The organism is Xenorhabdus ishibashii (genome assembly GCF_002632755.1).
In the GTDB taxonomy this organism is placed as follows: domain Bacteria; phylum Pseudomonadota; class Gammaproteobacteria; order Enterobacterales; family Enterobacteriaceae; genus Xenorhabdus; species Xenorhabdus ishibashii.
On sequence record NZ_NJAK01000001.1, the window covers coordinates 823,766 to 837,795 of the forward strand.

General features: G+C 39.0%; 11 protein-coding genes. 3 read left to right on the plus strand and 8 right to left on the minus strand.

Going from position 1 to position 14,030, the window contains the following annotated elements; all coding sequences use genetic code 11:
- Positions 1-34: 34 nt before the first annotated feature.
- The 3 genes from galK to galE all read right to left on the minus strand — a co-directional run bounded on the left by galK (position 35) and on the right by galE (position 3,387).
- On the minus strand, positions 35-1,189 hold the full coding sequence (galK, locus tag Xish_RS03865; protein WP_099116800.1) for a galactokinase: 1,155 nt from the start codon (positions 1,187-1,189) through the stop codon (positions 35-37).
- A gap of 34 nt (positions 1,190-1,223) precedes the next feature.
- Complete coding sequence (locus Xish_RS03870) at positions 1,224-2,303, minus strand: UDP-glucose--hexose-1-phosphate uridylyltransferase (RefSeq protein ID WP_099116801.1); 1,080 nt, start codon at positions 2,301-2,303, stop codon at positions 1,224-1,226.
- A gap of 64 nt (positions 2,304-2,367) precedes the next feature.
- Complete coding sequence (gene galE, locus Xish_RS03875) at positions 2,368-3,387, minus strand: UDP-glucose 4-epimerase GalE (RefSeq protein WP_099116802.1); 1,020 nt, start codon at positions 3,385-3,387, stop codon at positions 2,368-2,370.
- 238 nt (positions 3,388-3,625) lie between these two features.
- Here galE and tssD point away from each other — a divergent pair, with 238 nt between their 5' ends.
- Positions 3,626-3,832, plus strand: coding sequence for a type VI secretion system tube protein TssD (tssD, locus tag Xish_RS03880; RefSeq protein WP_099116803.1), 207 nt, complete (start codon positions 3,626-3,628; stop codon positions 3,830-3,832).
- Between the two features lie 256 nt (positions 3,833-4,088).
- Here tssD and Xish_RS03885 read toward each other — a convergent pair whose 3' ends face one another.
- A complete protein-coding gene (locus Xish_RS03885) occupies positions 4,089-4,691 on the minus strand; it encodes a cysteine hydrolase family protein (protein WP_099116804.1) in 603 nt (200 codons plus the stop codon).
- A gap of 191 nt (positions 4,692-4,882) precedes the next feature.
- Between Xish_RS03885 and Xish_RS03890 the strand changes: the two genes are divergently transcribed.
- Positions 4,883-5,737, plus strand: coding sequence for a LysR family transcriptional regulator (locus Xish_RS03890; protein ID WP_099116805.1), 855 nt, complete (start codon positions 4,883-4,885; stop codon positions 5,735-5,737).
- Positions 5,738-6,263: 526 nt separating this feature from the next.
- Here Xish_RS03890 and Xish_RS03900 read toward each other — a convergent pair.
- The 3 genes from Xish_RS03900 to Xish_RS03910 form a co-directional block, all read right to left on the minus strand.
- A complete protein-coding gene (locus Xish_RS03900; protein ID WP_099116806.1) occupies positions 6,264-8,762 on the minus strand; it encodes an AMP-binding protein in 2,499 nt (832 codons plus the stop codon).
- Positions 8,762-10,171 (minus strand): aminotransferase class I/II-fold pyridoxal phosphate-dependent enzyme, encoded by a 1,410-nt coding sequence (locus Xish_RS03905; RefSeq protein ID WP_099116807.1) that lies wholly within the window; start codon positions 10,169-10,171, stop codon positions 8,762-8,764. Before Xish_RS03905 ends, Xish_RS03900 begins: the two co-directional genes overlap by 1 nt.
- A 627-nt stretch (positions 10,172-10,798) precedes the next feature.
- Positions 10,799-11,833: an IS110 family RNA-guided transposase gene (locus Xish_RS03910; RefSeq protein ID WP_099116808.1), complete on the minus strand. Its 1,035-nt coding sequence runs from the start codon at positions 11,831-11,833 to the stop codon at positions 10,799-10,801.
- Positions 11,834-12,133: 300 nt separating this feature from the next.
- Between Xish_RS03910 and Xish_RS03915 the strand changes: the two genes are divergently transcribed.
- Positions 12,134-12,889, plus strand: coding sequence for a 4'-phosphopantetheinyl transferase family protein (locus Xish_RS03915; protein ID WP_244185911.1), 756 nt, complete (start codon positions 12,134-12,136; stop codon positions 12,887-12,889).
- Positions 12,890-12,991: 102 nt separating this feature from the next.
- On the opposite strand, the gene speB is transcribed toward Xish_RS03915, so the two are convergent.
- Positions 12,992-13,918 carry an agmatinase gene (gene speB, locus Xish_RS03920; protein WP_099116809.1) on the minus strand — a complete coding sequence of 309 codons (927 nt, stop codon included), beginning with the start codon at positions 13,916-13,918 and terminating at the stop codon, positions 12,992-12,994.
- Positions 13,919-14,030 lie beyond the last annotated feature (112 nt).

The window sequence follows — 14,030 nt, forward strand, 5'->3', positions numbered from 1 at the left end:
TTAGGAAAAACTTTTTCGACGCGCTATCTTTTGCTTATTCCAGTTGGCTTGCACCTTTTGTGGCCTGACAAAGATAGATATCCGCTTTTAAACCTGTTTTAGCCTTGTATTGTTGCTCAATCGCCCTTTCGACACTTTTCACCAAATCAGGAAGAACCAACGCCACCACACAACCACCAAAACCACCCCCTGTCATACGGACACCGCCGTGATCGCCAATCACATCTTTAACAATCGCCACCAGCACATCTATTTCACGGACAGTAATGTCAAAATCATCACGCATGGAAATATGAGATGCAGCCATAAGCTGACCAAGGAGAAATAAATCACCAGCATTTAAAGCATCAGCCGCCAATTTAGTCCGCAAATTTTCACTGATCACATGGCGAGCCCGTTTGGCGAGCAATGTATCGAGTAACGTTTGATTAGCATTGAAATCCTCAAGAGTGATATCACGCAATGTTTTCACTCCCAACAAATGAGCGGCTTCTTCACATTGCTGTCTGCGTAGGTTGTATTCGCTATCCACCAGGCCACGCTGTTTATTAGAATTGATTATCATCACAACCACTTGATCAGGCATACGTATAGATCGTGTTGTCAACGTGAGGCAATCGATCAACAAAGCGTGATCCTCTTCGCCACAAGCAGAGATTAACTGATCCATAATGCCAGAATTGCAACCGACAAATTGGTTTTCTGCTTGCTGCCCGCTCAATGCAATCATTTTGGGGCTAATATCGAGTTGATAAAGCGACTTAATGGTTTGCCCAACCACGACTTCCAATGACGCAGATGAACTCAAACCCGCACCTTGTGGAATATTGCCACTAATGACGAGATCCATACCACCAAATGCATAACCACTCTCCACCAAAGAGTTCACCACACCACGGATGTAATTCGCCCATATTTTTTCTGGCTGAAAGAGAATGGGTTGGCAAAGATCAAATTCATCACACTGATTATGATAATCAACAGCTATCACTCTGACACGCATATCCCCACGCTTAGCGGCGGCAACTACTGTCTGGAAATTAATCGCACAAGGCAAGACAAAACCACTGTTGTAATCCGTATGCTCACCGATAAGATTCACCCGCCCCGGCGCCTGAAAAAAATGCGTTGGAGAATAATTAAAGCACGCCTCAAAAGATTCAGTGACGTTTTGGATTAAAGTTTTCATCTCTTTTTCCTCCAGAAACGTTTCCTCGCGAAAATCAGCGTAGCTTAAAATGAATGTCGCTGACATCCCGTAACCGTTGGGCGGCCTGTTCTGGCGTTAAATCACGCTGAGCTGCCGCCAACATCTCATAACCCACCATAAACTTACGGACGCTGGATGAACGTAATAACGGCGGGTAAAACAGTGCATGTAATTGCCAGTGATCAATATTGTGTTTGTGTGATATGGCATTGTCATCGCATTGATGCTCGAAGAAAGGAGCAAAATGCCAGCCCATTGAATAGGGAAAAGCACACTGAAACAGATTATCATAGCGACTGGTCAATTTTTTCATCGCCACTGCCAGGTCATCACGTTGTGCTTCCGTCAGTTCACTCATGCGGCGGATAGGATTTTTCGGCAATAGCATCGTTTCAAACGGCCATACCGCCCAATAAGGTACAACCGCAAGCCAATATTCGGTTTCCACTACCGTACGTGCGCCATCTTTGCACTCAGCTTCAAGATAATCCACCAATAAACTAGTTCCTTGCTGACAATAATATTGCCGCAATAGTTCATCTTTACGTGCCAGCTCATCAGGCAGGAAATCACTGGCCCAAATCTGTCCATGAGGATGGGGTTGAGAACATCCCATCATTTCTCCTTTATTCTCAAAAACCTGAATCCAAATATAACGCTGGCTCAACTCCTCAATCTGCGCATTCCATGCATCAATCACATGACGGATTTGCTCCAATGGCAGCTCCGGCAATGTCTTGCTGTGATCAGGAGAAAAACAGAGAACCCGACAAACGCCACTCACTGGCTCAATTTTAAATAATGGGTTATCGGTAGGACTAATATCAAAGCGCTCCGGTAGCAAGGCAGAATAATCATTCTGGAATATATAAACGTCCTGATAATCTGGATTACTATTACCTGAAGCACGGGTATTATTCGGGCATAAAAAACAGTGTTCATCGTAACTTGGCAAGGCAACGTGAAGTGGTTTTTCATCAATGCCACTCCACGGTCGTTCAGTTCGGTGTGGTGAAACAATAATCCACTTACCCGTCAAAGGGTTATATCGTCTATGTGGACAATCAGCAGAATTGAATCGCATCTTTGACATCTTGGATACCCCCTTACTTTCACCACACCCCCCTTACAGAAAGCCAAACATTTTTTGCTGTTTCTTACTTCGCTTTGTAGCCATTGGGATTTTGAGACTGCCAACGCCAGGCATCAGCGGTCATTTCTACGATAGTTCGGTTTGCTTTCCAGCCTAGTTCTCGCTCGGCTTTCGCCGGGCTTGACCAACATTCTGCAATATCTCCCGGACGACGTGGACAAATTTCATAAGGCACTGGTTTGCCGCAAGCATGACTGAAAGCTTCTACCATTTCCAGTACGCTGGTGCCCTTACCTGTACCCAAATTGTAAATATGCAGTCCCGCTTTCTTACCAACGGCATTTAAGGCAGCGACATGCCCGTCAGCCAAATCCATAACATGGATATAATCACGTACGCCAGTACCGTCGGTTGTTGGATAATCATTTCCATACACAGACAATTTTTCCCGACGACCTACCGCAACCTGGGCAATATAAGGCATCAAATTGTTGGGAACTCCCTGAGGATCTTCCCCCATCGTGCCAGAAGGGTGAGCACCAACTGGATTAAAATAGCGCAATAGCACCACAGACCAATCATTTTCTGCATGCTGGAGATCCGACAGACAGCGTTCAACCATATACTTACTGGTGCCATAAGGGTTAGTGGTATTACCTACCGCAGACTGTTCAGTAATAGGCACAACGTCCGGATCACCATATACCGTCGCAGATGAGCTGAAAATAATGCTTTTTACACCCGCTTTACGCATGCTACGCACCAGCACCAGCGTTCCATTGACATTATTGTCATAATATTCGATAGGTTTAGCGACAGATTCACCAACCGCTTTCAAACCTGCAAAATGAATCACTGCCTGAATTTGATGACGGGAAAAAATAGCATCAAGGAAGGATTCATCACGAATATCTCCTTCATAAAACAGTGGCTGTATCCCCGTTAATGCCTCAATGCGAGCCAGCACTTCACGATTGGCATTACACAAGTTATCGATGATGATCGGCGTCATTCCAGCTTCAATCATTTGAACACAAGTATGGCTACCGATATATCCCATCCCACCCGTCACTAATATTTCCACAATAACCTCTTTTCAAAAATGATAACAACGACGAGTATAAAAAGAGTTAGTACATTAGTGAATTAAAATTAAGGTATGGCAAAATCAGACCATAAACATTTTTAATTGATCTGTTCTTTACTAATCAAGAAGTTATCCCAGGTAGGTAAACAAAAACCCGATAAATCAGAGGCAGTAAAATAAGATATCAATCTGATTTGGTATTACAAGAAATTAAAAAATGTAATATTCTGATTTAATTTCAGCCGGATATTCAACGCCCGAATCAATTGGAAACCGATATCAAGCAGACTGGGAAGATGAAATACAGGTATTGAGTGTCAGCCATTCAGTAAGTCATGACCAGAATGCACATCATCACCCTGTCAGCTTTACCAAGCCTATTCATAAATCCTCGCCATTATTAGCAATGGCGATTGACGGAAACGAGGTACGATGGCTATAACTCAGTCCTTCCTTTTTGTATTTTTTTGGTTTTGCGATTAAAAAGTTCACAAAAATAGGACTGAGTTTCTTTGATTCGCCTGCTATTTTGAAAAGCTATTTAGCTGTCACTCTTTTTAAATCACGTAGCATAACAGGCACACTATTGTCTATGTGTTGTGGTTGAAGGAGTGTGATTGAGCTATTCTATATATCGCCTCATCAGATTATTTGAGGGAAGGAATAATCCTTTTGGCTCTGATGATCTATAAGAATAGTTAGTCGATCACATCAGAACAATTGATCAAGGTTGCATATCTATCGTTCAAAGCAGCCATTGCAGCTTTATGCACTGATTCTGCTTTAACCAGAGAGCCATCAATATATTTCAAGTCACGGCTAGCACAAGCATCAGCGCAGACAAAGTTTTCGTATCCTAACTCTAACGCTTTTATGGCGGTAGCGGTGACACACATATGACTCATAAAACCAGCTAACACTAGCTGCTTACGGCTTGTTAGTGACAATAGGTCACACAATTCTGTGTTGTAAAATGAGCTAGGTAATGATTTTGTGATAACCTCTTCCTCGTTATTTGCTTCGACATCCTTAATCAAATTTGTATTATTGGTGTTGGGATCAAACACCACAGAGCCAGGTTTGGCATGATGTACAACATGAAAAATAGGAACATTGTTTTTTCTGGCATACGCTAATAGTTTAGCTGCGTTTGTAATAGCTTCTTGGCCTTGTTCGCCCAATTGCAAAACACCATCGGAATATTCTCTCTGAAAATCAATTAATACGAGCGCTGCTTTATTCCAATCAAGATTCTTTTTTGGTGCTCCAGAAATTTCTAGTAACGTTTTTGGTGAATTCATTATCTTATCCTTTATTTGTTAATTAAGCGTATCCTAGGTTACGAAATGCCATACCAAAAGTAATTGTGAAATATTGCATATAGTATGTGCAAAAAAGTTTTTATTAATCAGTTCGTCACCAACACACAACAACTGTTAAATTTAATTTATAACTGTTACAATTTATGTTTTATTGATTACAGAATGTATATATGGATAGTGTAAACTGGGATGATTTAAGGTTTTTTACAGCGTTGGTAGAATGCCGCACTGTTTCTGCTGCCTCAAAAAGATTAAATGTGAACTATGCAACAGTATCAAGACGAATAGAACGCTTGGAACATACTTTGAGACAACGTCTTTTTGATAGGACTCAGGAAGGTTATGTTCCAACAGTGGAAGGATTAATCTTATATAAAAAAACATCTCTGGTGAGAGAAAATGTTGAAAGTTTAGAAGAGTATTTTAGTCTTGGGGGAAAGTTCAAGAAAAGTGTAGTTATTTCAATGGTTTCATCAATGGCAGAATATTGCTTAATCCCCAAACTAAGTAATTTTATCAAAAAATATCCAGAAATTCGGCTGGAAATAGACGTGTCAAATCGTAACGTCAGTATCCCTAGAAAAGAAGCTGATATAGCATTTCGTTTAGAACTTCCGGAAAAAGGAGAGTATTTAAGCAAAAAAGTAGGTGAGATTACTTATAAACTTTGTGCTATTCCAGAAATTATAAAAAAAATAAAAAATGAAGAAAGTGTTAGTATTATCACTTTTAACAGTGACTTTAGCCATTTACCCGAATCTCAATATTTAATTAGACGGTTTGGAAATAAATCCATTCGTTTCCAATCAAATTCAGTTACTACTCAACGTATTGCTGCTGAAAATGGATATGGAGTAGCCTTGCTTCCATCATTGGCCATTAAAGATAGTCCATTAATTTCTGTAGAATTAGATGAGCCTATAATACGCTCAATATGGATGTTGACATCTAAGCATACAATGCAAATGACAGCGGGTAGATTAGTTTCTGATGAATTGAAAAGAATTTTTGATGGGATGAAATGAGTTTTTTTCATTCTCTTTTTTGTATTAAATCAAAAAAGTTTTTGTAAAAATGTCAATTTTTTTATTGTTCTGTTTGTTAATAGGTTTAGAGATCGAATATGGAATAATTTGCAAATTTTATGCTTTCTCATAGGGATAAATCAATCCCCCCTTCTACGAGGGTGTCGTAAAAGCTCATGTTATCCATTAAGATTGGCGCTCTTCCTTTAGGCATCGATCTTTTATGACCTTATTCACCCGAAAACTGGAACCGTCTGTTCACACCCAACGTCAATTTGTCAAAGCGCAGCATTTACCTGTATTGGATGGCTCTCTTTCCCTTGGGGTGTAGCGGTCAAGCTGGAATTTACCCTGCATGCGATGGCCTATAACTTATCAAGAGCAGTGACTCTGATATTATGGGGGATTTTCAGCCTGTTATTTGTCCAAATAACAGGCACTGAAAAATGGGAGAGGGTCTCAACTTAACGCATTGAAAAAATGACCCCACCCTTTTACGACACCCTCCTACGAAGGGGGATTTTTATTAGCGATGATTAGTTACTATTTTTTTACTAGATCTTCTAAACCAACCTCGGCTGTAAATATTATTTATAATTAGAGATAATATTGTTATTAATGCACCTACCACTTCTGCATTAGTAAATGGTTTATCCGTCATAATACCAATTGTAAAAGCAGTAACTGGTACTAAATTAATGAATAATATGCCGTTTACAGGCCCTAATCTTTGTATCCCTGTGTTCCAAGAGAAGACAGCTATTACACCTGCAATAGTAATCAAATAAAACAACTCCCATCCTATTGAAAGAATTTGATTTATTGAAGGAATGGCTGTAAGGCTAATACTATTAGTTAACCAAGCTATTGCTACAATACTTAATGCACCTAAAAACGCAGAGTGAGCGGTATAACGCAAGGTCGAAAATTCAGGTACGTAGCTGGCTCCTATAGTATAAGCTACCCAGCAAAATGCTCCAGATAAAATGACTAAGGATGGCAGTAAATTCCCTCCTGTTAAGGCTGTAATATCGCCTTTAGTCACGACTAAAATAACACCCAATAATGCAAAAATAATAGATACAAGTGTAAATTTTTCCGGTTTAATACCTTTCATCAACCACATCATTACGACTGAGATGAGAGGCATTAATGACATAATAATTGCACCATGCTGTGCTTTTGTATATGCAAGTCCTGCAAAAGCTAATATACTGAATCCAGCAAAACCTAAAGTACCAAAGAACCATAGCTTAAGAACATGCTTCCCTGGATTTAAAGCTCCACTACCCTCTTTTAATGCAAGAATTACGAGGAATATCAGTGAAGCAATTCCATAACGAATTAAACTTATATGCACAGCATCCATGGTATCCAGTGCGTTCTTGGCGATAGGAAACATTCCTCCCCAAGCAATTGCTGTACTAATTAAGCATAAGATTCCTATCAAAAATGACATTATGCTTTTGTTATTAATAGAACTTTTTTGAGATTTTTTATTTTCATTATGATTTTGTGTTTTGCTATTAGCAGTTGAAATCATTTCAATTAATTTAGGTGCAAGTACCTTTCCTGATGGTGAATAAGGGATGTAAGGTAACATACATATTTTCTTCCCTTTCACCTTCTGATTTTTCATTATGGATTTAACCTTAGATTGAATGATATCAAATTCATCTTCATAACCAGGAGCTATGACGATACCGCATTCAACTTGGTTTGATGATGTATCATTTACGATAACAGCCACATCTTGAATTTCGTTAAGATATCCAATTTCATTTTCTAATTCATATACATTTACTTCATTTTCTCCTTGTGAACGATTCATAAGATAAAGAGATCCATTTTCATCAATATGACCAGTTTCAGCAGTTACTAAATATTCTTTTCCATCAACTAATATAGGTTCCGCCTGTGCATTTTCATAATAATCCATGTTCATATAACTAGATATTGCAATGCGTCCTTGCTGCCCAAAAGGCAATGGAATGCCTTTTGAGTCAACGACAATGATATTATTACCGTGATAAGCTTTACCAACACTAGAAGGATTTGAAATAATATCACTAGGTTCTGCAAGTGCATTTACACCAGTTTCTGTAGTCCCATAATATTCATAAATTATGGGGCCAAATGTATTAATAGCTGATAGTTTGGTTTGTGGAGGGAAATGCTTTCCTCCAACTATGATAAATTTTAGATTATTTTCCTTTGATTCAACTCTTAATCCTTGATATTTTTGTAAAATGTCACTAAGCAATGGTGGTGTCATAGCGCTGGTACTTATCCACTCGGTTCTTAAAAGACGGCTCATTTCTTTTGTATCATGTGGAGTGGCAATAACTATTGTTGCACCAAGTTGCAAGAAAAGTCTGGCCCAACCATTACCAGCAGCATGATACATGGGCATAGCCATGAGATGTCTATCTTCGGAATTAAACCCATATCGGGCAGTAAAATAGGAAAAACGTCTAGCGTCAAATGATTTGGTTCGAATAACTGCTTTTGGTATTCCTGATGTACCTGATGTAAATGAAACTCCTCTAAATGGCCTATTGGAAAGGTCATTTTTTATTGACTCTAAACAAAGTTTTTGTAGATTATCGTATCGCAATCCATGATTTAAAGAGCTATCGATATCTAATATTGTTGCTACTGATGCTAACATCTTTAAATCAATATTATTTGCAATGCAATAGGATGAAGATACGATTATTATACCGCACCCCGCAATTTTTATCATTTCTACAATTTTATTAGGATCTTGAGTGTAGTCAATTCCAATGCATGATAGCTTTAAAGTTGCTGCTGCCGAAGCTAAGTAAATTAATTCTGGTCGGTTTGGTGAAATATAGCAAACAGATAAAATATTAGAAATGTCGATAGAGTTAGCTAGATTTTTTGATAAATTTTCCACAATAGATTCATATTCATTCCATGTTGTAGTTTTTTCTTTGAAAACTATGGCTTGTCTATCGCCACGAGCAGAGGAAATCTCCTTGATTTTACTTAATGGGATCATTATAGCTCCTCCTCTTTTATAAAAATCAATGATGTTGAATTAATCTTGGCAAGATTAATTTTATCCAGAATAGATTCAGATATTTCTTGCCCAGGTATTAATAATGGAATTCCCGGTGGATAAGGTATTACGAATCCGTTATATTTATTTTTTCCATCTGAACTTATTTGAAAAGTTGAGGTTAAATATTTCCGTTCAATCGATTCTAGGGCACTCATTAATTCTTTGGTGCATTTTTCTGTTATACCATAATGGAAATTAAATAATATGGAGGTTTTACTGAATCTACTTAAATAGATGCCATATTCATCGAATAAGATATTTCTGACATTACTTCCATTAAATACATTATCATTTATTCTTATCCAAACCTTGGTTGGGTCCCAAATAGTAGTTGGGTCATTTTTTTTGTCATTGTAAAGGCTAAATAGCTTTAATTTTTTATTAACAAAGTTTTTTAATTCGCAGGCGTAAATTGCAGCGTTAGATGAATAACTATTACCTTCTTTATCAGCATGTAGAATAGATAATTCTGTACTGCTAATTATTGGGTAACTTGGTGAAGTTGTATGTAATTTAAAGTGTGTGTCATACAAACGCTTAATACATTCTTCATTCCCAAATGCATGAAGTAAACTACTTTGCCTGAGAGAAAATAGAGATTTATGGGCGGAGTGAGTTACAAGAATATTAACATTGTATTTTCTTGAAAAATTTCTGGCATTATAAATTGCAGTATGTTTTTTTAATTCTTCATCAAAAGAGGTCCAGGCACCCCATGCTTCATCTATCAAAATATTTTTTATTGATTTAGATGAAGTGATTATTTGTTTCAAAACCTCATCTATTTTGGTTATTAAACCTTCATAGGTTTGACTGTTAATGATGACTGTATCATAAGGTTTTCCTACATTCTCTGCATCTTTTAGTGTTGTAATAAAATTATTTAAATCTAATTTTGTAACCTGTCGTTCTCTGCATATTTCAACATCTTCTATGTATGTTATATCCTTTGTAATTAGAGGGAGATAAAAATGTAAAGACTGATGTATGCCTTTTTGTGCTAAAACTTTAGATTTTTTATTGCATAATGAACTTACAGCAATTTGATTAGAAAGACTAGAGCCACACGTTACATATAAAGTTGCATCCGTACCAAATACGTTTTTAGCCATTTCCATCGACATTTTTAGTTGTTTTGTTGGGCAAACAAGAGAATCAAAAAATGGCTGTGTAATTGTTTTTTCAAATTTAACGAAGTTATTCAGTAAATAATGATAGTGCCATTTGAATTTCGATTTATCTAAAGACTCTATGTTCTGTATAGGAAGAACATGGAAAGAGGATTTATTTAAATTAGAGATTTTTCTTAGATCATTAAAGAAGTATAGCTGGTCAAAACTATCCATAACGTTACCATTTATAACATAAAAATAAGTTAAGAGAAAAACCTTCCCAGTTTTTAATTGGATTTCTATTAACACATAAACTCAATACAATATGCTAATGCTTTTGAGTTGACAGGTACATTATTTTATTTTAAAAAAAATTAAAATATTAATTTTTGCTTATCAAACATGCATTTTTTATGCAGTGTACTAAAAATTAGTTAGTTATTGATAATGAAATGTTTAACTTGAATAACAATAATGGATGAAGAGATGCTCATGTAGAAATCTATAGTTATTTGAATAATAATTATATTATTAAATATTAGGTGGATCAGTATTTAAGCTAAATTTAACGCGATGCTCGACTTTAACACCCTATAACGTTAGTGTAGCGGTCAAGAACTTCCGGACACCATTTTAGCCTGCTCCCATTGCTTTTCGTATTCAACGGGAGAAATGCCCCCATTAAAACTATGGGGGCGAGTGTAATTATAATATCCGCGCCATGATGTCATCCGCACCCTGTTTCCTTATCACTACACCGGTATATCACTACCTTGGTATAACTCAGGCTATGACAGGGACGGTAGCCGTTTTCTCATCAGTGTTTGCAAACTCGATAATGCGTCTATTTTTGTTGCTCAATTAATTAATAGTAAAAGCTTTTTGCATATTAAAATCCACTTCATCCCGCAGAACACGCCAGATAATCCGGGTCAGTTTGTTGGCTAAAGCGATCGTGGCTTTCATAAACCCGCATCGGGCAATCAGTTTTCTCAACCATTCTCCCAGACAATCATCACGATTTTGGACACAGCGCATCACGGCACGAGCACCGTGGATAATTAACGTTCGGAGATGACGGTTTCCATTTTTGCTCAGGGAAGACAGCCGGTTTTTTCCACCTGAACTGTGTTGTCGGGGAACCAGGCCACACCAGGCAGAAAGTTGCCGGCCATTGGCAAATTGGGGCGCACTGACTTCACTCACGAAGGCGGCTGCAATAAGAGGACCGACGCCGGGGATCGTGAGCAGATGGTGATAACCACTTTGCTGACGAGAAAGTGCCGCTATTTCATTATCCATTTCATGAATGCGAATGTTCAGATCCCGTAGGTCTTCCCCCAAAGTATGAAGCAAACGTCGTCGTACAGAGGACAGCTCATGGCTCTCCTCTTCTAGAATCTCAGGCAGGTACTGTTGCAGTTTCTGAAGACCAGCAGGAACGATCACCCCCTCCTCTGCGAGGAAAGCCCGAATCTGGTTGGCGAGTGCGGTACGTTGTTCCACCATGAGTTGTCGGGCACTGCGCAGTGCCTTGATATCTTGCTGTTCCACCGTCTTGACCGGAACAAAATGGAGACCGGGTCGGCAGGCCGTTTCGCAGATAGCCAGTGCATCATTGGCATCATTTTTTTGATGATGGCTGAAAGCGTTAACATGCTGGGTCGGCACAAGCCTGATGATAAATCCCATCGCCTGAAGGGTTCTGCCCCAATAGTGAGAAGTTGCACAGGCCTCCATAGCAATGAGGGTTCCTGGCGAAAAAGTGCGCACAGTATCAAGCAATTTTTGCCGTGAAATTTTTCGGTTCGAGGCGACAGAACCGTCCGCCATCCAGACACAGACTTGAAAAACGTTTTTGGCGAGGTCAATGCCAATGACTTTAATCGCATTCATGAGATGTTCTCCCGAAATTCAGTGCATCGGAAAAAAAGATGGCACTATTTGCTGCTGAAAAAGGGGGAGTCCATCACATCACTACAACTACAATGCATAACAGGCCATGATTGCGGGTGTGAGAGCTATGAAATGTATCACAGTTGACTCACTCCTTTTAATATCCCGTCGATTGCACTTAATATGTTAATTCAGCAACAACCTCGTCAAAAATGAGGTTTATTTATTTAATAAAAATTAGTTATATTTTTGTTATTAATCCATCCGCTCTCTAATAATCGCAGCCGATAATAAAAAACCATGATGAAACAAATGACTTTTACTTCTATCCTTACCTCTGCTCAAACCGCTACCATAAATGATCCTTTTTTTACAGATATACAAACAGGTACACTGTCAGAACATTCCGATCTGCAAATTATAAAAACGTATTTTGATCCGTCTTGCTATCGGGATGCACTATTTAACGAATGTGGCATTACCTACCCAAACCAGTTACAAAATGCGGTTAATAAACGGCGTGCGGAATATCTGGCCGCCCGTTATTGCACTCAACAAGCTTTAAATCGTTTAGGTTACCCTGGTTTTCAGGTAATCAATGCCCAAGATCGCTCCCCAATCTGGCCTGACAATATTTGTGGCTCGATTTCTCATTCAACCAACTGTGCCATTGCCTTTGCGGCTTCTGGCAGTAAATACCGCATGATAGGCGCAGATATTGAGCAAGAGATTAAACCAGATACCATCAAAAGTGTTTCATCTAGCATCATCAATGACAATGAAGTGAAATTACTGACAGAATGCCCATTACCTTTTGCACAGGTATTTACTCTTGCGTTCTCTATCAAGGAGAGTCTGTTTAAGGCGCTTTATCCCCATGTAAAACGCTTCTTTGATTTCCATGCGGCTGAAATTACGTCAATTGATTGCAGAGATTACGCTATAAGCATAAAACTACTGCAAACATTATCTGATGAGTATCGAGCTGGCTCGCAATTCCACGGAAATTTTGCCTTAATGCCGCAGCAGCAAGTATTGACGTACATTGTGCAGTGATGGAACATTGAGCTATTTTATGAAAGAAAGAGCATAAAAACAGATTGAATTACAGGCTCACCTTTAGATGAGCCTTTAAAAACAACTTACAAGATTAATGCATTACAGATCTTTCTTTGATGCCTGCAAATACAGCAACTCCAGTCCAATTGTTGCGGCGGCCAATGCCGTAATTTCAGATTGGTCATAAGCCGGTGCCACTTCCACCACATCCATGCCAACGATATTCAATGGTTGTAAGGCGCGCACTATTTTCAAGGCACGATCTGACGTCAATCCACCAATCACTGGCGTTCCTGTGCCTGGTGCAAATGCCGGATCAAGGCAATCAATATCGAATGTCAGATAAATCGGCAAATCACCAACCACGGTTTTAATCTGCTCAACAATATCATCAACACCGCGATCGTTAACTTGGGCAGCATCCAGCACAGTAAAACCATTATTCGTATCGTGTTCTGTGCGGATACCTATCTGTACTGAATGGTGAGGATCTATCAGCCCTTCATTTGGCGCATGGTAAAACATCGTACCATGATCAAATTGACTGCCATTTGCATAAGTATCCGTATGGGCATCAAAATGGATCAGCGCCATTTTGCCAAAGTGTTTTGCGTGGGCACGTAACAGTGGCAAAGTAACAAAGTGATCACCACCAAAAGACAGCATACGTTTACCCGATGCCAGCACCTTTTCAGCATGTGCCTGCAACTTATCACTCATATCCTGAGCATCACCGAAATTAAATACCAGATCCCCGCAATCCACCACATTTAGGTGCTTGCGTAAGCTAAAGTTCCACGGCCAACGGCAGCTTTCCCATGCCAGATTCGTCGATACCTGACGAATAGCGGCTGGCCCGTGGCGACTGCCCGCACGTCCCGATGTTGCCATATCAAAAGGAACACCGGTAATTACCCATTCCGCATCACTGGAATAAGGCTGAAAATTCAATGGAAAACGCAGGAAACCGAAGGCATTTGAAACCAAAGAGTTATCAATTTGGTTTCCTAAGGAGCTAATACTCATGATATATCCTCAAAGATCCCATGCAGGCTTATCACCCGTCTCCAATATTGGCAGTAACAAGTAACACAGGGGCTTATTTACACTAGAAGATTAATTTTCCAAATACGCTATC